Source organism: Paenibacillus sp. Y916, from assembly GCF_056786435.1.
The window spans coordinates 290,747-315,769 of record NZ_JBXCJA010000004.1 but is presented as its reverse complement, the minus strand read 5'-3'; the positions used below and the strand labels follow the sequence as shown (position 1 = coordinate 315,769).

The 25,023-nt window shown below is 40.8% G+C and carries 24 protein-coding genes; 16 read left to right on the top strand and 8 right to left on the bottom strand.

Features of this window, described 5'->3' with window-relative positions; all coding sequences use genetic code 11:
• The first annotated feature begins 66 nt into the window (after positions 1 to 66).
• The 3 genes from AC1TO9_RS12220 (at position 67) to AC1TO9_RS12210 (ending at position 1,896) form a co-directional block, all read left to right on the top strand.
• Positions 67 to 390, top strand: coding sequence for a 2Fe-2S iron-sulfur cluster-binding protein (locus AC1TO9_RS12220; protein ID WP_482055368.1), 324 nt, complete (start codon positions 67 to 69; stop codon positions 388 to 390).
• A 232-nt stretch (positions 391 to 622) separates the two neighbouring features.
• A complete protein-coding gene (locus AC1TO9_RS12215) occupies positions 623 to 1,012 on the top strand; it encodes an RDD family protein (protein ID WP_482055369.1) in 390 nt (129 codons plus the stop codon).
• A 98-nt stretch (positions 1,013 to 1,110) separates the two neighbouring features.
• On the top strand, positions 1,111 to 1,896 hold the full coding sequence (locus AC1TO9_RS12210; protein ID WP_482055370.1) for a DUF4184 family protein: 786 nt from the start codon (positions 1,111 to 1,113) through the stop codon (positions 1,894 to 1,896).
• 59 nt (positions 1,897 to 1,955) lie between these two features.
• Here the strand turns inward: AC1TO9_RS12210 and AC1TO9_RS12205 are convergent, their stop codons facing one another.
• The gene (locus AC1TO9_RS12205; RefSeq protein WP_482055371.1) at positions 1,956 to 2,519 is read right to left on the bottom strand and encodes a hypothetical protein; all 564 of its coding nucleotides are present in this window, start codon (positions 2,517 to 2,519) and stop codon (positions 1,956 to 1,958) included.
• 578 nt (positions 2,520 to 3,097) lie between these two features.
• On the opposite strand from AC1TO9_RS12205, the gene tkt reads away from it, so the two are divergent.
• The gene (gene tkt / locus AC1TO9_RS12200) at positions 3,098 to 5,137 is read left to right on the top strand and encodes a transketolase (protein ID WP_482055372.1); all 2,040 of its coding nucleotides are present in this window, start codon (positions 3,098 to 3,100) and stop codon (positions 5,135 to 5,137) included.
• Between the two features lie 393 nt (positions 5,138 to 5,530).
• On the opposite strand, the gene AC1TO9_RS12195 is transcribed toward tkt, so the two are convergent.
• Entirely contained in the window at positions 5,531 to 6,427 is an 897-nt protein-coding gene (locus AC1TO9_RS12195) for an NAD(P)-dependent oxidoreductase (RefSeq protein WP_482059287.1), read from the bottom strand.
• Positions 6,428 to 6,620: 193 nt separating this feature from the next.
• Here AC1TO9_RS12195 and AC1TO9_RS12190 point away from each other — a divergent pair, with 193 nt between their 5' ends.
• The 10 genes from AC1TO9_RS12190 (at position 6,621) to melA (ending at position 17,061) form a co-directional block, all read left to right on the top strand.
• A complete protein-coding gene (locus AC1TO9_RS12190; RefSeq protein WP_482059286.1) occupies positions 6,621 to 7,976 on the top strand; it encodes a glucose-6-phosphate isomerase in 1,356 nt (451 codons plus the stop codon).
• A 151-nt stretch (positions 7,977 to 8,127) separates the two neighbouring features.
• Positions 8,128 to 8,760, top strand: a complete 633-nt coding sequence (locus tag AC1TO9_RS12185; protein WP_482055375.1) for a YigZ family protein — start codon at positions 8,128 to 8,130, stop codon at positions 8,758 to 8,760.
• A 5-nt stretch (positions 8,761 to 8,765) separates the two neighbouring features.
• On the top strand, positions 8,766 to 9,344 hold the full coding sequence (locus AC1TO9_RS12180) for a TetR/AcrR family transcriptional regulator (RefSeq protein ID WP_482059285.1): 579 nt from the start codon (positions 8,766 to 8,768) through the stop codon (positions 9,342 to 9,344).
• 204 nt (positions 9,345 to 9,548) lie between these two features.
• Positions 9,549 to 10,364, top strand: coding sequence for a sulfate ABC transporter permease subunit CysT (gene cysT, locus AC1TO9_RS12175; RefSeq protein ID WP_482059284.1), 816 nt, complete (start codon positions 9,549 to 9,551; stop codon positions 10,362 to 10,364).
• Complete coding sequence (locus AC1TO9_RS12170) at positions 10,361 to 11,158, top strand: sulfate ABC transporter permease subunit (RefSeq protein WP_482055378.1); 798 nt, start codon at positions 10,361 to 10,363, stop codon at positions 11,156 to 11,158. Before cysT ends, AC1TO9_RS12170 begins: the two co-directional genes overlap by 4 nt.
• 1 nt (position 11,159) lies before the next feature.
• Positions 11,160 to 12,224: a sulfate/molybdate ABC transporter ATP-binding protein gene (locus AC1TO9_RS12165; protein WP_482055379.1), complete on the top strand. Its 1,065-nt coding sequence runs from the start codon at positions 11,160 to 11,162 to the stop codon at positions 12,222 to 12,224.
• Between the two features lie 66 nt (positions 12,225 to 12,290).
• Positions 12,291 to 13,301, top strand: a complete 1,011-nt coding sequence (locus AC1TO9_RS12160) for a sulfate ABC transporter substrate-binding protein (protein WP_482055663.1) — start codon at positions 12,291 to 12,293, stop codon at positions 13,299 to 13,301.
• A 430-nt stretch (positions 13,302 to 13,731) separates the two neighbouring features.
• A complete protein-coding gene (locus AC1TO9_RS12155; RefSeq protein ID WP_482055380.1) occupies positions 13,732 to 14,502 on the top strand; it encodes an MBL fold metallo-hydrolase in 771 nt (256 codons plus the stop codon).
• Between the two features lie 14 nt (positions 14,503 to 14,516).
• Positions 14,517 to 15,431, top strand: coding sequence for an AraC family transcriptional regulator (locus AC1TO9_RS12150; protein WP_482055381.1), 915 nt, complete (start codon positions 14,517 to 14,519; stop codon positions 15,429 to 15,431).
• Positions 15,432 to 15,552: 121 nt separating this feature from the next.
• Complete coding sequence (gene melA, locus AC1TO9_RS12145; protein WP_482055382.1) at positions 15,553 to 17,061, top strand: alpha-galactosidase; 1,509 nt, start codon at positions 15,553 to 15,555, stop codon at positions 17,059 to 17,061.
• A 203-nt stretch (positions 17,062 to 17,264) separates the two neighbouring features.
• On the opposite strand, the gene AC1TO9_RS12140 is transcribed toward melA, so the two are convergent.
• On the bottom strand, positions 17,265 to 17,846 hold the full coding sequence (locus AC1TO9_RS12140; protein ID WP_482055383.1) for an NAD(P)H-dependent oxidoreductase: 582 nt from the start codon (positions 17,844 to 17,846) through the stop codon (positions 17,265 to 17,267).
• Between the two features lie 119 nt (positions 17,847 to 17,965).
• Between AC1TO9_RS12140 and AC1TO9_RS12135 the strand changes: the two genes are divergently transcribed.
• Complete coding sequence (locus AC1TO9_RS12135) at positions 17,966 to 18,973, top strand: AraC family transcriptional regulator (RefSeq protein WP_482059283.1); 1,008 nt, start codon at positions 17,966 to 17,968, stop codon at positions 18,971 to 18,973.
• Between the two features lie 82 nt (positions 18,974 to 19,055).
• The gene (locus AC1TO9_RS12130) at positions 19,056 to 20,141 is read left to right on the top strand and encodes a site-2 protease family protein (RefSeq protein ID WP_482055385.1); all 1,086 of its coding nucleotides are present in this window, start codon (positions 19,056 to 19,058) and stop codon (positions 20,139 to 20,141) included.
• 104 nt (positions 20,142 to 20,245) lie between these two features.
• Here AC1TO9_RS12130 and AC1TO9_RS12125 read toward each other — a convergent pair whose 3' ends face one another.
• From AC1TO9_RS12125 to AC1TO9_RS12105, 5 genes are all read right to left on the bottom strand, one after another.
• On the bottom strand, positions 20,246 to 21,046 hold the full coding sequence (locus AC1TO9_RS12125; protein ID WP_482059282.1) for a Cof-type HAD-IIB family hydrolase: 801 nt from the start codon (positions 21,044 to 21,046) through the stop codon (positions 20,246 to 20,248).
• 265 nt (positions 21,047 to 21,311) lie between these two features.
• Positions 21,312 to 22,394 (bottom strand): GerAB/ArcD/ProY family transporter, encoded by a 1,083-nt coding sequence (locus AC1TO9_RS12120; RefSeq protein ID WP_482055387.1) that lies wholly within the window; start codon positions 22,392 to 22,394, stop codon positions 21,312 to 21,314.
• A gap of 52 nt (positions 22,395 to 22,446) precedes the next feature.
• A complete protein-coding gene (locus AC1TO9_RS12115) occupies positions 22,447 to 22,680 on the bottom strand; it encodes a hypothetical protein (protein WP_482055388.1) in 234 nt (77 codons plus the stop codon).
• A 19-nt stretch (positions 22,681 to 22,699) separates the two neighbouring features.
• Positions 22,700 to 23,800: a GerAB/ArcD/ProY family transporter gene (locus AC1TO9_RS12110; protein ID WP_482055389.1), complete on the bottom strand. Its 1,101-nt coding sequence runs from the start codon at positions 23,798 to 23,800 to the stop codon at positions 22,700 to 22,702.
• A gap of 25 nt (positions 23,801 to 23,825) precedes the next feature.
• A complete protein-coding gene (locus AC1TO9_RS12105; RefSeq protein ID WP_482059281.1) occupies positions 23,826 to 25,022 on the bottom strand; it encodes a Ger(x)C family spore germination protein in 1,197 nt (398 codons plus the stop codon).
• Position 25,023: the final 1 nt, after the last annotated feature.

The following is a 25,023-nucleotide window of genomic DNA, read 5'->3' as shown; positions in this document are numbered from 1 at the left end:
AGATTCTCACATATCCTTGTGAAGATCAGGTAACATAGAAGAGTACTAACGAAGGGAGCGATTTATATGCCAACGATTCAAGTAGAAGGAAGAGGTTCATTTCAAGCCGAAGAAGGAAGAAAACTAGTGCTCGTTCTTGAAGATAATGGGATAGATATATTACACCGTTGTGGTGGGAACGCGAGATGTACAACTTGCCGTGTCGAGGTATTAGAGGGCGACGCAGGGGCTATCGGGGAGATCGAAGCAGAACTTCTTGCCAAAAAGGAAATTACAGACCCCATGATTCGTCTATCATGTCAGATTCGTGTACATACAGATTTATGTGTGAAACCGTTGATGACAGCTTCCGAATCCGGTTTGGAACCAGGCGGACGTCCGCAAGAATAAACAAACAGTGTATGTTCATATATGTACTGTATGCTGAAGCGCACCTCATAGAATAGACATTGGAATAACCTTTAGGTTGTTTAACTGATGAAATTCTAGGGGGTGCATTTTTTATACTGTAATCGATTCAGCTCAAAGTTGGTTTTGATGTCTGTCGCTAGAAACGTTCATAACTGTTATCAGTAGTGATCGGAAGAATAATCTGTCTAATCATAAAGAAAGGAGTTTTTTTATGAATCAAGAAGCAGGGTTCTGGATTAGATTGGGGGCCGGACTACTAGATGGACTTATCGTCGGGCTTCCACTAGCTATCATATTTGGAGGTTGGGACAGTGAAGGACATTTGAAAGATTTCTTGAGCGGGTTGTATTCATTGATCCTACCCGTAATATGGGGCGGATATACAATAGGAAAGCGAATCTGCGGGATACGTATTAGGAAATTTAGTGATCATTCCCCACCTGGCATAGGTACGATGTTATTACGTAATATTGTGGGGGGAATAGTTTATGCACTTACATTAGGAATCGGAGTCATTGTAAGCATATTTATGGTTGCTTTACGAGAAGATAAACGCTCACTCCACGATTTCATAGCAGGAACGGAAGTCGTTCATGATTAGTGATTAACGGTTTGATTACACAGTAATTTCGAAGAAAAGATTATCGGGGACTACCACCTTAAATCCCTAGCAGGTCTTAAGGTGGTGGATGTTATGAAATGACCAAGGAAATGTTATTGAAAGGACTAATACATATGCCATTTACGTTTGCACATCCAATGTATATTGCACCATTAAAGGTTTTGAAACCCCGATATATTAGTTTAACAGGGATCATTTTGGGGAGTATGGCCCCAGATTTTGAATATTTCATAGCACTCGAGCCTTATCAAAGTATAGGTCATTCTTTAAAAGGTCTTGTCATTCAAGGTATTCCATTAAGTATAATGTTAGCATTTATCTTTCATTATTTGATCAAGATCCCTTTAACTGATAACTTACCTTCTTTATTTCGGTTGGATGCAAGAGCTCAAGGAATCATTCAAGAGTGGAAATTGGACAAGTTAAGAAGTTGGATTATTTTTATTATCTCTGTCATTATTGGATTTTACTCGCATGTCCTATTAGATGCATTTACTCATAAGTCGGGACTAATGGTTACTAGATATACAATTCTGCAAGGGTACATGGTGGGTATACCTGTATATAAACTCCTTCAACATATGCTATCTATCGTGGGATTGCTTCTTGAGGGAATCATTCTTTTGCGAATACTCAATAAACGTCAGGTGAATAATAGCTATGTTAGCATAAATACTAGAGTCAAAATAAAATATTGGGCAGTGGTGTTTCTTGTAACACTAATAACTATAACTTTAAAGTTAGTCTTCACCTCAAGTACTAATCTTATTGGGATTATGGTCGTTTCATCTATTTCTGGATTCTTCATCGGGATAGTCCTATCAAGTACTCTATACAAAATAAAACAAGCTGACACCGGTTGAATACCGATGTCAGCTTGTTGTTTAAGAGCTTCTTTTTGCAAGTGTACTATTCTCAAATATTAAGCCGTTATTATACGTTTGAAAGGTAATTTAGTAGGTAGGACGTACGGCCGTAGTTTCCCAGCATAAATTAATTGCAAATGTGTATCGTTGATTAAGTCACCTGGAGTAGCGAATAAGCAGGATTTATTGACTAATTGAACACCGCTAGTCTCAAAGACAGAAGCTACAAATTGAGAACAGAAATAAGCATGATCTCTTTTTATTTGGATGTTTAGTAGGAGCCCAAGCATACCAATCAGATTATATTTATACAGTTCATGATTAAGTTCCATATGAAGAATTTGATTGCGAATATTGTAATATTCCTTCGAGGTAACCTTACAACAGTAAACTGCACATGTAGCATGTCTGAAAAATTCCCCGCTCAAATCTTCCTTTACAAAACCTGCGAAGAAAGGGTTCTGTGGATTCTTGCGACCGAAACTATATACCTCCGTTAATTCTCGATCAAAAGCGATCGATGCATGATTTAGAGGATCTTTGGTAAACCACTTTATAGTTTTTGTAAGAAGTGTTCCTGTATCTGTTAATAGAACATAGACTTCATATTCCTTAGACATTTCCATCAACCTCCGCATAAATCTTCTCATCACAGTAAGTTATTTGTTGGGAGTTATTAATTCCGACTCATTCTCACGATATATATTCATAGTCTATCATAAAATTCTGTGGATTGACTATCATTGATTTTTCTTCTTTTAGTGGTGGAAATTATGAGGTTGTTGATCGCATATCTGCTCATAGTAATCTAAATGGAAAAGGTTTAAGCACACCGTAACTCCAATAGGGTATCTTACAACTATAATGTAATAAATAATTGATGCGCTTAGAGTATTCCCAGGATTCACTCACGATTTCTAAATAACGCCTATGCCGTATCACCACGGCATAAGCGTTATTTTTTCTAAGTCAATTATGTTCTGAACAGGCTTTGTGCTATGGATTATCTTATTTTATTAATGGATAAGTCGTCTCCGGAAGGTGAAAACTGAACAAGGTTATGGAAATGAAGAGAGCCAAGTGTTACAATAAGTCATATTGAGACTTTCAAAGCGGATTTATTTCATAATAGCGCGGGTACACACGCTATAGAAGGCTCCGCCAATGAAGATTCTACAGATGTAAGAGGAGGATTAAGATGACTAACAATCAAGTAATCAACAAAGAAGAGAATAACAAGATTGATAATTTATCTATTACTACAATCCGTACTTTGGCTATTGATGCCATTGAGAAAGCGAATTCCGGACACCCAGGTATGCCAATGGGTTCTGCACCAATGGGATATCAATTATTCGCTAAGACGATGAATCACAATCCAGATGAACCTTCATGGATCAACCGTGACCGATTCGTATTATCTGCAGGACATGGATCAATGTTGTTGTATAGCTTGCTACATTTGAGTGGATATGATCTTCCAATGGAAGAATTGAAACAGTTCCGTCAATGGGGAAGCTTGACTCCAGGTCACCCAGAATACGGTCACACAGCGGGTGTAGATGCTACGACAGGTCCACTTGGTCAAGGTATCGGTATGGCTGTAGGTATGGCGATGGCTGAAGCTCAACTTGGTGCTACTTATAACAAAGATAACTTCAAAGTAGTTGACCATTTCACGTATGCTATTTGTGGAGATGGAGATTTGATGGAAGGGATCTCAAGTGAATCGGCTTCCTTGGCTGCGCATCTTAAATTAGGTAAGTTGATTACTCTATATGATTCCAATGATATTTCTTTGGATGGTGCTCTTAATCTTTCCTTCTCTGAAAGTGTTGAGAAGCGTTTCGAAGCTTATGGTTGGCAGGTGTTGCGCGTAGAAGATGGTAATGATCTATCAGCTATTGAGCAAGCGATCAAAGAAGCGCAAGCTGACACAGAGCGTCCAACGTTGATCGAAGTGAAGACAGTCATTGGTTACGGTAGCCCGAATAAGCAAGGTAAGGGTGGAAGTGGCGGTACTCACGGTTCTCCATTAGGTGCTGAAGAGGCTAAGTTAACGAAAGAATACTATAAATGGGTATATGAAGAAGATTTCTACGTACCAGAAGAAGTTCGTGAACATTTCTCTACTGTAAAAGAAAAAGGGATCGCGACTTACAAAGCATGGGAAGAGCAGTATGCGAAGTACAAACAAGCATTCCCTGAGCTTGCAGCACAATTTGAGTATGCTATTCATGATAGCTTGCCTGCAGATTGGGATGCTGACCTTCCGAAATATACTACTGAAGATAGCGCAGTATCGACTCGTGTTGCTTCCGGTAAAGCATTGAATGGTCTAATTGGACGTGTTCCACAGCTTCTAGGTGGATCTGCTGACTTGGAGAGTTCAACGATGACTCACCTGAATGGCTTACCTACATTCAATTCGGAAGACTATGCAGGCCGCAATGTGTATTATGGTGTGCGTGAATTCGCAATGGCTGCTGCCATGAACGGGATCGCATTGCATAAAGGGCTCAAGATTTTCGGAGGAACATTCTTCGTATTCACCGACTATTTACGTCCGGCTATCCGTCTAGCAGCTATTATGGGGCTTCCGGTTACTTATGTATTAACGCATGATAGTATCGCAGTAGGTGAAGATGGTCCAACACATGAACCGATTGAACAGTTGGCGTCCCTACGTATTATTCCAGGTCTTACTGTTATCCGTCCAGCGGATGCGAATGAGACTTCTGCAGCATGGGCTTACACAGTGGAGAATACTTCTAATCCGGTAGCGTTGGTGTTGACACGCCAGAACTTGCCAATTCTTGATGCAACTGTAGAGGGTGCCCGTGAAGGAATCAAACGTGGTGCTTATGTCGTTGCAGATGCGAAGAATGGCAAACCAGTAGCACAGATTCTTGCAACAGGTTCCGAAGTCCAATTGGCGGTTAAAGCTCAAGTAGAGCTAGCTAAAGAAGGCATTGAAGTACGTGTTGTCAGCATGCCAAGCTGGGATTTATTCGAGAAACAAGATAAGGCATATAAAGATTCTGTCATCTTGCCAGAAGTGAAAGCCCGCCTTGCGGTTGAAATGGCTTATCCACTTGGATGGGAGAAATACGTTGGAGATCAAGGAGATATTCTTGGTATTTCTACATTTGGAGCATCTGCACCTGGGGATCGCGTTATGAAAGAATATGGTTTCACAGTAGAGAATGTTGTTAGTCGTGTCAAAGCGCTACTGTAATCGTATAATATCTATCATGAATTAGGGAGCAGTGAACGGATTACTGTTGCTCTTACGTGTAATGAGATTAAGTGAACTCGACTTTATCTCATTACACGAATGTTGATTAGATAAAGTGAAATTGGCTTAATTTTAATCAACGAATGTTGAATGAATTATAGGTAACACAATTATAATTCAATCAACGAATGTGCATTGAAAAAAAGGGTAGGCCCGGAGGTAACTTCGGGCATACCCTTTTTACTACAATTACTAAACTAGGTCCTACTTTCAATGGAAGTTCAAAAAGTCGGCTTTTCAGCACCGGAAAGACCGGCTGAATTCAATCTTCGATGTCGAATACGCTTCTTGGTAACCTTCGTGATCAAAAGATGACTTTTTGAACAACCTCTTTTAGAGCGGTTTGCCTGCGATGGTATGTCCGATCCATGCTTCATAGCACTTCACAACGGCAGAGAGATCTTCTTCACCGAAGCCTTCGCTTTGCCCCGTTTGGAATAAGCTTTTTGCTAGGTTTAGCATAGGTGTAGGAAGACCAATAGAATCGGTAAGTGAAGAAGCGAGTTTAAGGTCCTTCAGCATGAGCTGCAGCGAGAATTGATTACTGAAGTCATGGTCGATTATCTTGCGACCTTTGAGATCAGCAGCTTTACTTCCTGCAGACCCTAGCTGAAGTAGTTCTAAGAAGGTATCCGCTGGAATGCCTGCTTTCGAAGCTATGGACAATCCTTCAACTAAGGCTAGGTTGTTGATACCGACCATCGTATTATGAGCTAATTTAGCTACTGCTCCGCTTCCATTGGGTCCCATATGGAGTACTTTTTTACCAAGTGTATCGAATATGTCTGATTCCTGGGCGATGATATCAGCACTGCCTCCGATCATGAAGACAAGTGTTCCATCGATGGCTGCCGGTTTGCTACCTGTAACAGGAGCGTCTAGAAAATGGCCACCACGTTCGTTTACTTCGGTAGCTAATTGTTTGACGAGTTCTGGTGAAATCGTACTGGAGTCAATTACGATGTGACCACTCTGAATGGATTGCAGAATACCGTCTTCACCGTAATAAATGCTGCGGATTGAATCGTCATTACTCACCATTGTGATTACGACGTTCTGTCCCACGGTAGCTTCACGCGGGGTTGATGCTAGAGCGGCACCCTGTTCTATCAGGGACTGGCATTTGGAAGCGGTGCGATTATAGACCGTGACCTCGAAGTTTTTGTTAATGAGATTGGATGCCATTGGTAAACCCATGGTGCCAAGTCCTATAAAGCCGATCTTTTTCACACAAATCATCCTCTCAATCTGATGTAATAAACTTCATTTATATTAACATGAGACGTTGGTACAATCCATTAATAGCACATATAATTTGTAATGATGTAGCGTATAATCTTGCCAGTGGTAGCATTTTGAAGTATTCTAATCTAAAGCAGTTCTAGAGAGTATAAGAAAAAAAATCAGGAGGTTACCATTACCTATGTCTAAGAATATCCAGTTTGACTACAGTAAAGCCCTTTCTTTTATCAATCAACATGAAATCGATTATTTGGCGGAACCGATCAAGCTTGCTCATGAGCAATTGCATAACGGGACCGGAGTTGGATCTGATTCCCTAGGGTGGATCGATCTACCAACACAGTATGACAAGGAAGAGTTCGCACGCATTCAGAAAGCTGCTAGCAAAATTCAAAGTGACTCGGATGTACTGATCGTAATCGGTATTGGCGGTTCCTACCTAGGCGCTAGAGCAGCTATTGAAGCACTCTCCCATTCTTTCTACAATATGCTTCCTAAAGACAAACGCAAAACGCCTGAGATTTATTTCGCAGGTAACAATATTAGCTCAACGTATGTTACGCATCTTTTAGATTTGGTGGAGGGGAAAGATTTCTCCGTCAATGTTATTTCTAAATCGGGTACAACAACTGAACCGGCAGTGGCATTCCGTATTTTCCGTGCTGCTCTTGAAGAAAAGTATGGTAAAGAGGAAGCGCGTAGACGTATTTATGCTACAACGGACAAAGAAAAAGGCGCACTCAAGAACCTGGCTAATGAAGAGGGGTATGAATCTTTCATTATTCCAGATGATATAGGTGGACGTTTCTCTGTTCTAACAGCGGTTGGATTGTTACCGATTGCTACAGCAGGTATTCAAATTGAAGACATGATGCAAGGTGCGGCAGACGCATCTAAGGAATTCAGTAATCCGAATGTGGCTGACAATCTGAGTTACCAATATGCAGCTGTTCGTAACGCGTTATACCGTAAAGGTAAAGCGATTGAAATTCTTGTGAACTATGAGCCATCTCTACACTATGTATCAGAGTGGTGGAAGCAACTATTCGGTGAAAGTGAAGGTAAAGACTACAAGGGAATCTATCCTGCTTCAGTCGACTTCTCAACCGATCTACATTCGATGGGGCAATTTATTCAAGAAGGTAGCCGTAATATATTTGAAACCATTATTCAAGTAGAAGAAGTGGCTGAACATATTACGATTGAGAGTGATCCTAACGATTTGGATGGACTGAATTTCTTGGCAGGCAAGACGATGGACTTCGTGAACAAGAAAGCATTCCAAGGTACGATGCTTGCTCATACAGATGGACAAGTGCCTAACCTGATTGTAACTATTCCGAATATGACACCATATTCTTTTGGATACCTAGTATATTTCTTTGAAAAGGCAGTCGCAATCAGTGGATATTTACAAGGTGTTAATCCATTTGATCAACCAGGTGTTGAAGCTTATAAGAAGAACATGTTCGCATTGCTTGGCAAACCAGGTTATGAGAAAGAAAAGGCTGAATTAGAAGCTAGACTTACTGAGTAAGTTATAGCCTTTATCGTTGATGTAGAATAAGCGCATATATCTAAGAAGCAGTTCACCGGTTGCACCATATTCGGGGAACTGCTTTCTTGAAATATACAAATGTTAGGATTCGTCCCGATTCAACTTAGTGATGATATAGGGAAGTGTTATTATGAATGAGAGTTATAAGACTGTAAGAGGGTCAGGATCTAAAGAAATCGTCATCAAGAAGTCAAGATTCATTGGGCATATTATGCCTGTTACGACTGAATCTGAAGCTACTTCATTTATAGAAGATATTAAGAAGAAACACTGGAATGCAACGCATAACTGTTCCGCCTACATGATCGGTGAGAGAAATGAGATTCAGAAGCAATCGGATGATGGCGAACCAAGCGGTACAGCAGGCAAGCCGATTCTAGAAGTGATCCGTAGTCAAGGATTAAGGAATGTTGCGATTGTAGTTACTCGTTACTTCGGTGGGATTATGTTAGGGGCAGGTGGCTTGATCCGGGCATATACAGATGGAGCCGTCATAGCGATTGAATCCGGAGAGCCGATCACTCGCATTTTACATCAGCAAGTGTTTGTAGAAGTAGATTATACATGGCTAGGCAAGATAGAGAATGAACTGCGTAACCGCGAGGTTAGGACAGGGGAAACTTACTTTACAGAAAAGGTCATGCTGACATGTTTTCCAAAGAATAATGAAGTGGAGCAGTTCAAGCTGTGGATGACTGACTTCACACAAGGTCAATCTCTGATATCAGATGGAGAACAGCTTTATTTTATTGAAGGGGAATAATGTCTATGGCAAGAAGAGCAGTGGCGCAGGAATTATCGAGAGAACGGATATTAGAAGCAGCTCGACATTTATTTATTACTAAAGGATACCGGGCGATTTCAATGCGAAGTATAGGTCAGCATCTTGGTTATAGTCATGGGTCATTATATTATCATTTTAAAGAAAAAGCCGAGTTATTCTATGCGATTGTAGTTGAAGACTTCGGCCATCTTGCTCATCGTATGATTCAAGCCACTGGGGTACAGGGAACAGAAGAATTATCGAAAATGGAATATCTGTTGATGGAATTTATTTCATTTGGTATGGACCATCCACATCAATATGAGATTATGTTTATGATTCGTGATGAGGAATTATTATCCTACTGCCGTACGGAACAGGGGCGTTGCTTCGAATTGTTCACGACGATTGTTCTTAGCTACTTACAAGAAGAGGGTGTTGAGGAGCAATCCAAGGCGTTAGCTCGGGCTTTGTTTCTGTCCCTGCATGGTTTCATTTCTTATTATATTCAGGATCGGATGACCTTTGAAGAAGTGCAACCTATTGCGCTCTCGCATGTAAAGTTTCTTTGTCGGAGTGTATAACGAAAACTTAACTAGGCTTCAGAATAAGCGAATGAGAGCTTATTCTGAAGCCTTTTTTTGATGCTAACAATAAATGTATTGACGGATATAGCCATTTGTTGATAAAGTACTGTTATGTTAAACCAAGTACTTTAATGGGAATTCTTTTATTAGACAAAGAATAAGCCGACCAATACAAATATTGGAGGCAGGGGGCGAATAATAGTGAACACTATATTGAGGCATAAGGGATGGATTTGGGGATTTCGAAGTACGGTTTTACTTTATTTCATAATATTAATTATGTTGCCTCTATTAGGTGTTTATTTCAATTCGTTCTCTCTTGGATGGGCAACATTTATTGAGAGTGTCAGCGATCCTATCGCATGGAAAGCTATTCTATTAACACTGAAGTTAGCTATTATTTCAACAATAATCAATGTCATTATAGGAACGATGATCGCATGGGTCATGCACAGATATGAATTTTTCGGTAAATCGTTCTTGAACAGTCTGGTAGATCTTCCGTTCGCATTACCTACTGCTGTAGGGGGGCTTATGATATTGCTACTCTTAGGTCCTGGTAGTTTGATTGGATCGTTAGCTGAATCATTAGGATTTGAAATTGTATTCCATCAGCCTGCAGTTGTAATTGCAATGGTATTTGTTACGTTTCCTTTTGTTATTCGAGCGGTACAGCCGCTATTAGAGGAGATTGATCCTACAGAGGAAGAAGCCGCGTATACGATGGGTGCCACAGGATTACGTGTATTTCATAAAGTTCTGCTTCCTTCAATGGCACCAGGAATTATCAGTGGAGGTATGCTTGCATTCTCCAGAGCACTGGCTGAGTTCGGAGCTGTTGTATTAGTAGCTGGAAATATTCCAGGTCGAACATTAGTTGCCTCCGTTTATATATTTGGTGAGGTAGAGAGTGATAATGCGATCGGAGCTGCTGCGGTGTCTATTATTTTGTTAACCTTATCCTTCTCTATACTGTGGGTCATTAATTTGGTGCAGATGAGAGGGAGAAGATCATGAGGAAATGGTTGATAGGACTGACCTATGCTGTATTCACGATATTAATTATTATCCCTTTGATCAAAATGACGACAGGCGCTTTTAGCGAAGGGTTCAGTGGTTTGACAAATGCTCTAATTAGACCAGAGGCCTTGCATGCATTGATGATGACTGGCTTGATCGTCGTAATCGTCACATGTATCAACACGTTCTTCGGAGTGATGATGGCCATTTACTTAGTTAGAAGTGATTGGCTTAGTAATAAGGTTAAGGGATTCTTAAATAGCGTAGTTGATCTTCCATATGCCGTTTCTCCTGTTATTGGAGGATTAATGATTGTACTGCTGATGGGACCTGAAAGTATTATGGGTACTTTCTTTGAAAATATTGGATTTCGGGTAGTATATGCCTTCCCTGGCATGATCATTGCTACATTGTTCGTCACGTTTCCTTTGATGGTTCGCGAGGTGATGCCGGTACTACAAGAGATAGGATCTCAACAGGAAGAAGCTGCTTCTACACTTGGTGCATATCGATGGAGAACATTCTGGAAGGTGACATGGCCTTCCATTCAGTGGGCAGTTCTATATGGTGTTGTTCTAACGGTCGCTCGTTCACTTGGTGAATTCGGTGCAGTTCTTGTTGTATCAGGTAATATTATGAATAAAACTCAAACGGCAACTACGTTGGTCTATCAGGATGTGGAGAATTTCAATGTGGTGGCAGCAAATAGTGTAGCTTTGGTACTTGCGGCTACATCGGTGGGATTATTACTCGTGATGGAATGGACGAAGAAAAGAAAGGGCGTGTCCTAATATGCATATTGAAGTTCGTAATTTGAATAAACACTTTGGAGACTTCCATGCGGTAAAGGACGTTAGTTTTGAAATAGAGAAAGGACATCTGATCGGACTGTTGGGACCGAGTGGCGGCGGGAAAACGTCGATATTAAGAATGCTGGCGGGTCTTGAGCATCTCGATTCCGGTGAAATTCGTTTTCATGGAGAGTTAGTGAATGAATTACCTCCGCAGGAGCGTGGGATCGGATTTGTATTTCAGAATTATGCCCTATTCAAGCATATGACGGTATTTGAGAATATCGCCTTTGGTCTGAAAGTGAAGAAGATACCCCATGCCAAAGTGAAGGAACGGGTTATGGAATTGGTCGAATTGACAGGTCTTAAGGGATTCGAGAAGCGTTATCCTCATCAATTATCGGGTGGACAACGACAACGGGTAGCCTTTGCACGTGCATTAGCACCTGAACCGCAGCTGTTGCTGTTGGATGAACCCTTCGCAGCTATTGATGCTAAGATTCGCCAGGAGCTACGCACGTGGCTTAAGGACTTAATTGAACGGGTAGGGATCACCTCGATATTTGTTACACATGATCAAGATGAAGCGATCGAAGTAGCGGATGAGATTATGATCATTAATCATGGTCGTGTTGAACAGAAAGGAACGCCGTGGGATATTTATAAAGAACCGAAGACACCATTCGTGGCGACATTTATCGGGGAGTCTACTGTCATTGAAGATGCCTCTGAATTGAAAGGCTTCGAAGAGGCGGGAAGGTCTCCAGGAACACGCGCGCTCATTCGTCCAGAATATATTGAAGTAGGCCATAAGAATGAGTTCATCCTACTCTCTGCTACAGAACAGGGAATCATTCGACATTTACATTTTCGTGGAAGTCAGTGGCTTGTGGAGGTAGAAGTGGGCGGGCATAAGCTGAGTACTTATCGTTCATTAGAGAAAGAAACGTTAAGTATAGGGGAAGAAGTTCGGGTATTGGTTCACCGAGCCTATTTGTTCAATGACGAGCGTAGCTGGATTATGGAGAACAAGTTAAAAGAAGATCCAATGCCGATGATGATATAGTAGGAAATGGAGGGGTTAAAGGTGACAAGGGGATTAAGTATTCGCAAAATAGGTTTGAGTATGCTAATGATGATTTCAATTATTGCTGTCGGTTGTAGTAAAGACTCTGCATTTGATCCAAATCAACCAACTGTACCAGCAGGTGAGATGACCCTTGTCATCGGTGCTTATAGCGTAGCTAAGGATGCATTAACGGAAATCTTACCTCATTTCCAGCAGGAGTGGGAACAAAAGACAGGTCAGATCGTCAAGTTTCAAGAGTCTTATGAAGCTTCTGGAACACAAGCACGTGCCATTGCAGGTGGGTTCGAAGCAGATGTGACCCTACTAGCGATGGAAGGGGATATAGAAAAGTTAATTAGAGCTAATCTATTGGACGCAAGCTGGAAGAACAAGCCTGAGAGCGGCATGGTGAGCCGATCGATTGTGGTGCTGGGTACTCGAGAGGGAAATCCATTAGGAATTCAAGATTTCACCGATCTAACAAAGCCAGGGGTCAAGGTGGTATATCCCAATCCGAAGACTTCTGGTGGAGCACAATGGGATATTAATGCTCTTTATGGAGCAGGACTAAAGTTGTCTGAGCAGCAGGGAAAGAAAGATCCAGAATCAGCTAAGCAATTTCTTGAACAGGTACATCATAATATTGAGTCGCTAGATAAAAGTGGTAGATCATCCATGGCGGCGTTTGAATATGGTGTTGGAGACGTCATTGTTACCTACGAGAATGAACTGCGGGCTCGTATTGCGAAGGGTGTGAAATATGATATCGTTGTTCCCACAAATACGATACTTATCGAGAATCCAGCGGCAGTGGTCAGTAAGTATGCGGATAAGCATGGTACACGTGAGGTGGCGGAAGCCTTCGTGGAGTACTTATGGAGTGAAGATGCGCAAAGAATCTTTGCAAAGCATGGATTCCGTTCAGTGAATGAAGTAGTATACAATGAGAACAAAAGTGAATTTCCAATACCAGAAGGACTATTCGATATTGAATATCTCGGTGGATGGGAACATGTACGTGAAACGATATACTCTAAGCGTGGTGTATGGTATCAGGTGCTTGCGGGACTGTGAAATAAATCATGTATTCAAGCTCCTATTTAACAGATGCAAGTCATCGGAATATAGCTAGTAGCGATGTTACCGGATTTGTCTCACGAATTTCCCCACCAAGGGCGCCGTAAGGTGTCCTTTTTTGCGTTAGAATATTTATGAATTATAATAGAACTATACATATACGCGTGAATTGTAATAGAAGTATAAATACGAGTTCAAAAAGTCAGCTTTTCAGCACTAAAGCGTATGCTTACGATGCTGCGTTTCTTCGAAACGCCTCAGAAGATTGGATGAAGATAGGGAGTGAGGAGCGGAGCGTAGGCAGTACCTACGTGAGCACCGGAAGGACCGGCTGAATTCAATATTCGATGTCGAATACGCTTCTTGGTATGCTTCGTGATCAAAAGATGACTTTTTGAACTTCCTCTTAGATAAGGAGAAGGTCATCATGGATAGATTAATGTTTCTAGGCACAGGCGACGCCATGGGCGTTCCACGGGTGTATTGCGGTTGTAACGTATGTATGGAAGCAAGGGAGAGTGGTGTGAACCGTAGACTTAGATCATCCGTTATGATTGAGGGGGAGTGGGGTTGTTTTCTCATTGATTGCGGACCTGATTGGCGTACTCAGATGGAAACACTAGGCTATCGAATGACGGAGAAAATTCTGATAACGCATGCTCATTTCGATCATATTGCTGGATTACCGGAGTGGGCTGATGCTTGTCGTTGGACAGGTAGAAAGGGTCAGTTGTATGCGCCAAACGAGGTTATAACAGCGATTTTGACTCAATTCCCTTGGTTGAACAATCAACTGGACATGATAGCTATAGACCATGGAATCCAACTGGGTGGATGGCAGATTATTGGTTGGAAGGTCTGTCATGGAAAGAATGGGTATTCGTATGCCTATCGGTTGGAGAAGGATGGGTATAGCTGGGCATACTGCTCGGATGCTATTAACCTTAGTTCTGAAGAGAAACAATTATTAGTTGGTTTGGACTTGCTGGTGCTAGGGACTAGCTTCTATTATGAAATGGCTGAATTCTCAACGCGTTCTGTGTATGATATGAAGGAGGCAGGACTGTTGTTGCAAGAGATTACGCCCCATAGAGTGATCTATACGCATATGTCTCATGATGTTGATCTGAATCAAGATTATCACCTTCCACCAGAAGTGACACTAGCACGTACGGGTTTGAGTGTTGATCTAATCTGAAAGGATGATCATTAGTGAATGGACATGGTTTATTTCCTGAGTTACTGATGGTTAAGGACTACCAACCAGAAATAAGTGCTTATTATTATAAAGAATGGAAAGGTTTCGAAATGTCATATCATACCCATGAGTCTGCAGAGATCATGTATGTTATGGACGGAGTCTGTTCCGTTGAGTTGTTGACTGAGAGGAAGAGCCATTCTGAAGTGACGCTAAAAAAGGGTGAATTTATCATTCTGAATGGCAATGTTCCTCATCGGTTATTAGTAGCGAATACATGTCGAATGCTTAATATAGAGTTTCGATTGACTACATCTAATGGCTTGTTTCCCTCTATGAAGCAATTAGCTGAGCAGGAGGAGTCCCTCGCTGCATTGTTTCATGACATGGATTCTTTCCTCGTACTACGTGAGTTTCATGATATTCATCATGTTCTTAGGAGTCTTGTGTTCGAGCTGGATGCTAGTTCAACGGGATTGGAGCCTATGGTCCAAATTTTACTTGCCCAGCTTCTTATTCGGATTGCTAGATTACATCAAGAGAACATGACTAAGGGGGCACTTGGTATACAGGGGAAGTATGTTCAACAATGCATACAGTACCTCCAACAGAATTATGATCGCAACGTTCAGATTCATGACATTGCCGAATCTATCAATTTACATCCGGGCTATCTACAACGGGTATTCAAGCTGAAGACGGGTACGTCCATTATGGCATATTTGAATACTTTTCGTATGGAGAAGACTCAGATGTTATTGCGGCAAACAGAAATTCCAATAGCTGACATTGCTGATTATGTTGGGATTAGTAGTCGCCAGTATCTACATATGATGTTTAAGAAATATACGGGCATGACACCTGTTGAATATCGTAAATCTTCTCCACCCGACGGTCAATTTGAAATCGAGAAAAGTGAGGATTGTTGACACCTTTCCAATAAAGAGGTAATGAATTTGATAACGTTTACTATAAGCGGGTTGATATAATCAATCTATCAGATAAACCTGATATTTCACCTTGAAATATACCTTGAAGGGAGCATTATCAATGTCATTTAAAATTGCATTTATTGGTGCAGGTAGTATAGGATTTACGCGTGGACTGTTGCGAGATATGCTGTCAGTTCCAGAATTCAATAATATTGAGGTTGCTTTTACTGATATTAATACACACAATTTGGACATGGTAACTGAGCTATGTCAAAGAGATATACGGGAGAATGGTCTTGATATTAAGATCCAATCATCGACAGATCGTAGAGCAGCGCTGAAAGATGCTAAGTACGTCATTTGTACGATCCGTGTGGGTGGACTTGAAGCATTTGCAACGGACGTAGATATCCCCTTGAAATATGGGGTTGATCAATGTGTAGGTGATACGCTTTGCGCAGGCGGGATCATGTATGGTCAACGTGGTATTCAGGAGATGTTAAATATTTGTAAAGATATCCGCGAGGTGGCAGCGGAAGATGTGCTTCTACTAAATTACGCCAATCCTATGGCAATGCTTACATGGGCTTGTAACAAGTATGGTGGGGTTAAAACCGTTGGTCTATGCCACGGTGTACAGGGTGGACATTCACAAATTGCGGAAGTATTCGGGTTAGACAAGAAAGAAGTCGATATTATTTGTGCAGGGATCAACCACCAAACTTGGTACGTACAAATTGGTCATAAAGGCGAAGATTTGACGGGTAAGTTGTTGGAAGCTTTTGAGAATCATGCTGATTTCAGTAGGACGGAAAAGGTTAGAATTGATATGTTACGTAGATTCGGCTATTACAGCACGGAGTCGAACGGACATTTAAGCGAATATGTACCTTGGTATAGAAAGCGCCCGAATGAGATTGAAGAATGGATTGATCTTGGAAATTGGATCAATGGAGAGACTGGTGGGTATCTACGTGTCTGTACAGAAGGACGTCATTGGTTCGAGACGGATTTCCCCAACTGGATGAAAGATACACCGCATGCTTATAAGCAAGAGAACCGCAGCGAAGAACATGGTTCGTATATAATAGAGGGACTTGAGACTGGCAGAGTATATCGTGGGCATTTCAATATGGTCAACAACGGTATAATTTCTAATCTGCCAGATGATGCTATTATTGAAGCACCAGGTTATGTGGATCGTAATGGTATCTCTATGCCTGTAGTGGGAGATCTTCCACTAGGACCAGCTGCTGTATGTAACGTGAGTATTTCGGTACAACGATTAGCAGTAGAGGCAGCCGTTCACGGTGATGATCAACTTCTTCGTCAGGCGTTCATGATGGATCCTCTAGTCGGGGCCGTTTGTAATCCTAAAGAGATATGGCAAATGGTCGATGAGATGCTCGTTGCTCAAGAAGCGTGGCTTCCGCAGTACGGTAAAGCGATCGAAGAATCGAAGGGACGCCTCGCCGCAGGCAACCTTATTCCAACGAAGGAAGGTTATCAAGGAGCAGCTCGCCTGAAGGTGAAAACAGTAGAAGAAATGCAACAGGATCGTGATGCAGCTAACAAGAATGCAGGCGAATCAGATAAAGGTAAGGATAGAGCTAAAGTACAGCAGTAATATCTCGTTGCAGTTGAATTAATTTAATAAAGAAAGAAAGGGAGTCTCTCCAAATGTCGAGATGAGTAAATGTCTGAACTTACTCTCGAACATAAAGGAGGACTCCCTTTGTTCATATTACAAACCATATTGAAGGAGCATATTCAACTCCAACCTTGTTAATTAATCAATTTATATGGATTCCAGCACGCATGAGTCAAATATCAAACAAATCGCGATCCAAGTTTTTGGATCTTGTCTAGCCATATGTTGCGACGATCTTCTGAGAAGGACTTAACCGAACCGATTTCGGTAATACGGACGGGATTCACACCGCAGAATTGTAGGGTTGCACGCTTCATGGCGCGATGACCAGCTTGTTTATAAACGAAGCGATTGTACCAAGAGGGAGTGTCCATCGTAACAATGAGATGAGCGGACTTTCCCTTTAGTAATTTGTCCCAAAGTAAGGAGTTTGGGCGATACTTGAAGGCGAAACCAGGTAGGAATACACGATCAATGAAACCCTTTAGAAGGGCAGGCATCGTGCCCCACCACGTAGGATAGACGAACACAAGGTGATCGGCCCAATGAATCGTCTCTTGTGCAACAATCAAATCCTCTTCGAGTTCCGTTCTCTGGTGATATCCATACCTAAGAATAGGATCAAACGAAATGCTGCCTAAGTCAATGACGCGAACCGTTGCTCCACTCTCTATTGCACCTTGAATATAAGCCTTTGATAATGCCGTGCAATAACTATCGGCATGAGGGTGCCCGATGATAATGGCAATATTGGAATTCATTGTGATACCTCCTTGAGTGTTGTTTAGTGCGGTATATAAATGATAAGCTGAAGGAAGTTGTAAGGATATGATGATATGCGCCAAAATTGTGTTCATTTGTGCTAAGGAGGCATTTCAAGTTGAGTCATTATGGTGTATCCGTATCCCTTCTTTATCCCCTAATCAAAACGCTTATGCTCAATGGATGCGATAAAGATACTCTTTTTAAATACGCATCTATGGATGCAAATCTTTTGGTAGATGCCGATGCTCGTATATCTGAGGAAGATTTCGAATATTTAAATGAGCTGGCTGCTACATTGATGAAGGATGACTTCTTTGGTTTACATCAAGGACAGAACTTGGATATTGCTGACTTGGGTATTGTGGGATACGTCATGTTGCATTCAGGCACTGTATCCCAAGCTTTGACGGCATACCAGAAGTATAATGTTATCGTATCTAATGATTACAGCCTGAACTGGACAGTGGAGGGGCAAGAGGTTATCATTCGGTTGCTATCTAAACATCAGATAAGACAATTTCCACGACATTGCGTAGAAGATATCATTAGCTCCATTTATCATTTGATGTTTAGATTAAGTTGTAAGAAGATTCCTATACGAGAGATTCACTTCCAACATTCCGCTCCAACTGAAGTAAACGAGTATCACTCCGTCTTAGGTATTACGCCACTGTTTGAACAAGAATATAATCTTATGCGTATAGGTAAAGAGGTGCTGGATTATCCGATACTTTACGCAGATACACGTTTACTGAGTACCTTTGAGACAGTTGCGGAGGAAGTCATAAATAAATTGACTCGTGGACAACAGTTATCTGATCAACTATATAAGTGGATCATTGAATGTATGTCATCTTTCACACCGACATTAGAAGAAACAGCAAAGGCATTTAATTTGAGTCCAAGGACGTTGCAAACCAAGTTGAAACAGGAGAATATGTCTTTTAACCGGTTAGTTAACACAGTTCGTAAAGAACTTGCGATAAGTTATTTAGCTAAACCAGAATATAGAGTGGGGGAGATCGCCTATCTTCTTCATTATTCGGAGCCTAGTGCATTCCAAAGCGCTTTTAAAAAGTGGACGGGGTTAACACCAGGGGAATATCGGGCTCAATCCGTTTAATTTACTGATCTTATGCCAAATGATACTATCGGGATACTACATATATTATATGTGAGCTTATTGTTCTGGAAATTTTCATAGAATGAAGGAGAGTAAACTTTTGCAGAAAACGGAGAAGAAAAAAGATTCACGGCTATGGTATCTGGGAAGTGTAGTGACGTTTATACTACTCAAAGGGAAGTCATTATTAGCGCTTCTGAAATTCGGTAAACTAGGTGGAGCTATATTCTCTATGGCAATTTCAATTGGTGCTTATGCGCTGATCTATCCATGGCAATTTGCTATCGGAATAGTGCTATTGTTATTCGTTCATGAGATGGGTCATGTGATCGCGGCTAAACAGAAGGGACTCCCAGTCTCAGCACCTTTGTTTATTCCCTTTCTTGGAGCGATGATTGCGATGAAGAAACATCCGCAAAATGCCAAGACGGAGGCTTATATCGCATTAGGTGGACCAGTACTAGGAACATTAGGGGCAATCGGTGTTTTTACGGCTGCTTATTATATGGATAGTCCGCTATTGTATTCATTAGCTTATGTTGGATTTTTTCTAAACCTGATAAACTTATTACCGATTCATCCACTAGATGGAGGACGGATTGCCACCGCGGTCTCACGTTGGTTATGGGTTGTAGGATTAATCGGTGGGTTAGGCGTTATTATTTATATGGGTTCCATTCTTTTCTTCATTATATGGGCATTATTTGCTTATGATTTGTATAAGAAGTACGTCAAGGGTAGGAAAAGAGATGTCATTGAGTCTGTATCAGCTACATTTGTAGTTCCTGTGGATCATCTCTACGCCCAAGGACATGTGATTCCTGGACCTGAGCATAAAAGAGACCTGCCCTTCATGACATATAGTCAACTTAAGGATCAACGACAGTATGTAAAGACGGAGTGGGTAAGCATGGATTTCAGAGGGAAAATCTCTATGCCTCAGCAGGGAATCATTAAGAGAGTCCACGTGACGGGGTTAGAGCATCAACACTTGCCAGAGGGATATCATGTCAAAGTAAACTGTAAGTTGGAATATTCTCGTTATGAGAATGACAGGTATTACGAAGTGTCACTCTCATCCCGCATTAAATTCGGGGTTAGTTATGCGTTACTTGCAGGCGTGTTGCTAGGAATGATGTTCATGGTTCATAGTGTAGGGAATATGTGACTATAATGAATAAAGGAGTTCATCATATGATGAACTCCTTTTTTACGGATCTATGATATATCAGTGTTCCAGAAAGCGATGGATGGTGTAGATAGACCACTCACCTACTCAACGTTCAACACAAACTTCTCAATGACATGCTGAATACCATCTTCATTATTGCTTAATGTTATATAGTCCGCTATTTCCTTGAGGGCATCAATTGAGTTCCCCATAGCGACACCTAGACCAGCGGCTTCTAGCATTTCGTGATCATTCCAAGAGTCGCCAATAGCGATTGTTTCCGAGAGATCCACGTTGAAATGATTGGCTAAAAAGGTCAGGGCATGACCTTTTGTACCTTCATGATGCATGATTTCCAGAAAGTGCGGTTTGGATTTGGTGATATGAACTTGATCTCCGAGCAATTCACGAAGGATCGGTGATATTTTATCCAAATAAGCTGGATCATCAATAATTAGCATTTTGGGTGTAGGTTGGTCTACTAATTTTCTGAAATCTGACTCAATAAAATATGGCGTCCCATTTAACGCACAATAATCGATCAGCTTTTGATTCTCTTCTCTTGCATATAGTTTATCATCAATATAGGTCTGGACATGTAGGTCATGCTCGATACAGTAATCAAATAGCTTGCGAGCAGCATCGGCTGGAACAAAGCGTTCGAATAGAACTTCTTCGTCTAGCAGATTCTTAATTAGAGCACCTTGATATGTAATAATAGGAACGTTTAGACCCGTCTGACGTGCGACGTTCTTTGCAGAGGCGTAAGCCCGACCGGTAGCAAGGGTAACAACAACATCTTTAGCAATAGCTTGCTCGAGAGCTTTTTGTGTAGAAGGTAGTACCTCTTTATTATCATTAATCAGTGTGTCATCGATATCGATAGCAATCAATTTGTACATGAGAATCTCTCCCTAAATATTATTATTATAATGCGGGTTCAAAAAGTCAGGTTTTCAGCACCGAGAAGATTGAAAGAAGCAAGGGAGTGAGGAGCGGAGCGTAGGCAGTACCTACGTGAGCACCGGAAGGACCGGCTGAATTCAATATTCGATGTCGAATAGGCCTCTTGCTAACCTTCGTGATCAAAAGATGACTTTTTGAACTACCTCTTATAGTGTGTCTATCTCTATTGTAATCTATTTCGCTTGTCATGTGCTCGTGGATCTAGCTTTTCTTGAAACTACCGATTATCCACAGTATTAAAGGGAACAAGAAACCCATTATCAACGCATGAATTGTCCAAATGGGTGTGAACTGATAGAAATAAGCATTACTAGGAAAAAGGACTTGGGAGAGGACAACCAGTATAATACTTATAGGAAATGTTAAGAAGCGGTATTCCTTGAAGTTGAATATGTGGGCAATACCCACAACGCATATATGAAATAATAGAGCTAATCTTATAAAAATCGTGATAAACCAAATCATTGCCATGATGCCTTCAATTCGGTCCAGAAATAATCCTACACTGATTTTTTTAGCTAAAGCGTAAGTTGGATAAGATAGACTTGCCGTATTTATTCCTAAACATAAAATGGTTAGCGTCGTAATCATGACCAGTAAGATTCCCCCGATAAAAATACCTGTAAATAAAGCCTTCCCGTTATTCTCCGTATGTTTAATAAACGGGAATAACATGATTAATATAAAAGGCCCGGTAAAGGGATATGCGATAAGGGTGAGGGATGCATTTAGTATGGGTTTCATTCCATTCTCAAGCACTGGCTGAACATTATCAAAGTTGATTTGCGGGGAAACCATGACAAAGAAAAGAACGAAAAGAAAGATAATAAAGGGGAAAAGTATTTCTGCTGCACGTGCTAATGACTCGAGACCAAGTCGCACACCTAAGATAACCACAATGATGAAAATGATATAAACCGCTTGAATTGGAGTATACTCCAAAACTTCCGTAGTTATGAAATCTCCAATGTTTCGAAGTGTTAGTACGGCAACGAGGAATGGAAAAGTAATAATAAATAGAAGGACAACTACTTTTCCCAACCATTTGCTTAGAAGTTTCTCAATATACGACGTAAAGTTAGAGCGGGAGAAGCGTTTACCAAGATGAATGTACATGGGCAGAATCAATAAACTGACTGTGAGCGCCAGAACTGCTGCGATCCATGCATCTTGCTTTGCTTCAATGGCTAACAATCCAGGGATAATCAATATGGCGCTACCGATAATATACAAAGTGATCAATACTGAGAACTGACGTGAACTTATTTTTCCATTGTCTAACATAGTAACACATCCACCATTTCTGACGTTATTAACATCTTTAGTATTTCAGTTTTTAATTCAACCATATATGAACCATATCAGCTACTGGCTTGTAAACTGTTATCATCAAATCCAAAGGATTGGGAATCTTGAAATGAAGTGCTTGACCAATAGATAATACGGTTCCCAATAACAGAAGAATAGAGAATACCCATAGTTCCTTTATCAATTTCTTTCTTACAAGGGGGGGGACATCAATGGCAATGATTATAGCGACTACTACAAGAATCCCTGCTACAGATAACATGCGGATTACTCCTTCTTGTTCAAGTATTGTTCAATTTTTTAAGTTTTTTCGAAATATAATATATCCCTAACAATAATAATGGTAAGAGTAAACCATAAGTCATGTCAAAATACGGCCAGTATTGGGAAATCACTTTATTATAATAGGTTATATTGGGGGCAATGACCGATGAGAATACAATCATGAGCATACCTGTAGGTAAGGTTAACATGCGATATTCCTTTAATTTCAACAATTGTGCTAATCCCAGATTGAATATATAGAAATAAATAGTTACTTTTATAAAAGTGGTTAACAACCAGATAAGAGCTAATATGGATTCAACTCTTTCCAAAAAGTGACCGATGCTTATCCTCTTTGCTAAGGAATAAGTGGGATACAAACTTCTTGAGGTCAGCTCAGGACCGAGTACAAGAATAGAAATTACGATAATAATGAATAATACGATGCCACCTAACAGTGCACCATGTATAAACCCTCTTCTTACTTTTTGCACTTGTTTCACATAAGGGAATATCATCAATAGCACAACTAGCTCTACAAAGGGGAAGGTGATAGCTGAGAGAGAGCCGCGTAATACGGGCTTTATTCCATCTTCCAGAATAGGCAGTAATTTATCTAATTCTGCTTGTGGAGAAATGCAAATGACTAGTATGAGGAAGAACAGAATAACCCAGGGTAAGAACATTTCCCCTGTACGTCCAATGACCTCAAGACCCAATCGTACCGCCATGATCACAATAGAAATTAATAAGATTTGAATAATCTGAATTGGAGTTTCCTGCAACATTCCAATGGCTATAAAGTCACCAATCTCTCTTATAAATGCTACAGAAGTAAGAAAGGGGTAAATCAGAAACATCATAGACATGAATGTCCCAAACCATATACCTAAGATTTCCTGCATGGATTGAACCAGAGTCAAATGGGGGTATAGATTCCCCACTATACTGAAGATATAAACGGCTAATAAACCTACCAATATTCCAATCAAACAGGATATCCATGCATCTTGTTTGGCCTCGAATGTGGAGACAGAAGGTAACACCAGAATCGAATCACCAATGGTGAGTAGTATGACTAGAACGGTGAATTGACGAACGTTGATTTTATCTTTCACAGGCATACTTTTGTTTCACTCCATTTTACTCCTTCATCTTTTCAAGGAAAGAGTTAGACACTTTTCCCAAATGTTTAATCTTTGTATTAACCTTCACATGAATAGGTATCTTCATGAACGTTTGATCCCAATCTTGTTTCAGATTTTTCCAGGCCTTAGGATTAGAACGATGAATAACTTCGCCAAATCCGAAGATATCGACTTTGTAATCTTGTTGTACTCTATCAACGGTTTTCTCAATGGATTGTTCCGTCTTTCGGTTCGCCCATTTCTCCACTTCAGCAATGGTTTCCGTCTTTATCAGATCCAGATGGCATTGCATCTCTCCTACATTCGCTTCTGTAACCACCTCTATATCGATCCGCGGTCGTTCATCGACAATGCTACCTTTCACTTTCGTCTCTGAGCGAATAATTTTTAATGATATATTGCCTCCGTCGGGGCAAGTAACGTAGTTCATTGTATTGTGAATATGATTGTTAATATAGTTGTACGCTATACCTTCCTCTTCGGTTAACCAACCAATGAGCTTATCTTTTTTAAACACAGCTAAATTTGTATACTGTAGTTGAGCAGGAGACTTTACGAGCTCTACATTTTCCTTGCTTTCACCTATTTTCAGAGGCCCTTTGAGTTGAAGTCCTGCTAATACTGGGTGCTTACCTTCGCTCACAAGTTCAGATATAAGTGTATCCATGGTAACTTTTGTTGTGGATGCCCATTCTTTCTGAGATGTATCCAAGGTAGAAAACAAACTTGAGGAGGGTACTTTGTCAAGGTTTGTTAATACTGTTAATGTATCCTCGGCACTAGACCCCTTGGCTACAACAATGAGAAAGTCGTTTCGAGTTCCAGGATCTCGAGCAAAGAGATCAAGAGAGTTTCGTATTCCTTCTCTGGCTAATGATTCGCCAAGGACAAAAATTCGAAGATGTGAAAAGTAAATTCTACGAGGGCTAACCGTTGTTATTTTTCGTATGGCTTCTAGTACAGTAGTTCCGGTCGCTTGAAATAATGTGACCGGCGCTATGCCACTAGCCGATTTTCCGGAAACTTCGCCTGGCTCTGCAACTTGAATGGAAACTTTGTATTCATTCCCGGCTTTATCGATCCCCACTCCTACGGCAATAGCTAGTTCATTTAATTCCGTACGGCTCCAACAACCAGTGACGAATAAGCTTAAGACGATGCAAATACAAAGTAAGACTCTTTTATATTTCATA

Excerpts from the sequence above, each read along its gene's own strand:
- AC1TO9_RS12220 (WP_482055368.1), top strand. The coding sequence starts at position 67 with ATGCCAACGATTCAAGTAGAAGGAAGAGGTTCATTTCAAGCCGAAGAA.
- AC1TO9_RS12215 (WP_482055369.1), top strand. The coding sequence starts at position 623 with ATGAATCAAGAAGCAGGGTTCTGGATTAGATTGGGGGCCGGACTACTA.
- AC1TO9_RS12210 (WP_482055370.1), top strand. The coding sequence starts at position 1,111 with ATGACCAAGGAAATGTTATTGAAAGGACTAATACATATGCCATTTACG.
- AC1TO9_RS12205 (WP_482055371.1), bottom strand. The coding sequence starts at position 2,519 with ATGTCTAAGGAATATGAAGTCTATGTTCTATTAACAGATACAGGAACA.
- tkt (WP_482055372.1), top strand. The coding sequence starts at position 3,098 with ATGACTAACAATCAAGTAATCAACAAAGAAGAGAATAACAAGATTGAT.
- AC1TO9_RS12190 (WP_482059286.1), top strand. The coding sequence starts at position 6,621 with ATGTCTAAGAATATCCAGTTTGACTACAGTAAAGCCCTTTCTTTTATC.
- AC1TO9_RS12185 (WP_482055375.1), top strand. The coding sequence starts at position 8,128 with ATGAATGAGAGTTATAAGACTGTAAGAGGGTCAGGATCTAAAGAAATC.
- AC1TO9_RS12180 (WP_482059285.1), top strand. The coding sequence starts at position 8,766 with ATGGCAAGAAGAGCAGTGGCGCAGGAATTATCGAGAGAACGGATATTA.
- AC1TO9_RS12170 (WP_482055378.1), top strand. The coding sequence starts at position 10,361 with ATGAGGAAATGGTTGATAGGACTGACCTATGCTGTATTCACGATATTA.
- AC1TO9_RS12165 (WP_482055379.1), top strand. The coding sequence starts at position 11,160 with ATGCATATTGAAGTTCGTAATTTGAATAAACACTTTGGAGACTTCCAT.
- AC1TO9_RS12160 (WP_482055663.1), top strand. The coding sequence starts at position 12,291 with ATGATGATTTCAATTATTGCTGTCGGTTGTAGTAAAGACTCTGCATTT.
- AC1TO9_RS12155 (WP_482055380.1), top strand. The coding sequence starts at position 13,732 with ATGGATAGATTAATGTTTCTAGGCACAGGCGACGCCATGGGCGTTCCA.
- melA (WP_482055382.1), top strand. The coding sequence starts at position 15,553 with ATGTCATTTAAAATTGCATTTATTGGTGCAGGTAGTATAGGATTTACG.
- AC1TO9_RS12140 (WP_482055383.1), bottom strand. The coding sequence starts at position 17,846 with ATGAATTCCAATATTGCCATTATCATCGGGCACCCTCATGCCGATAGT.
- AC1TO9_RS12130 (WP_482055385.1), top strand. The coding sequence starts at position 19,056 with ATGAAGGAGAGTAAACTTTTGCAGAAAACGGAGAAGAAAAAAGATTCA.
- AC1TO9_RS12125 (WP_482059282.1), bottom strand. The coding sequence starts at position 21,046 with ATGTACAAATTGATTGCTATCGATATCGATGACACACTGATTAATGAT.
- AC1TO9_RS12120 (WP_482055387.1), bottom strand. The coding sequence starts at position 22,394 with ATGTTAGACAATGGAAAAATAAGTTCACGTCAGTTCTCAGTATTGATC.
- AC1TO9_RS12115 (WP_482055388.1), bottom strand. The coding sequence starts at position 22,680 with ATGTTATCTGTAGCAGGGATTCTTGTAGTAGTCGCTATAATCATTGCC.
- AC1TO9_RS12105 (WP_482059281.1), bottom strand. The coding sequence starts at position 25,022 with ATGAAATATAAAAGAGTCTTACTTTGTATTTGCATCGTCTTAAGCTTA.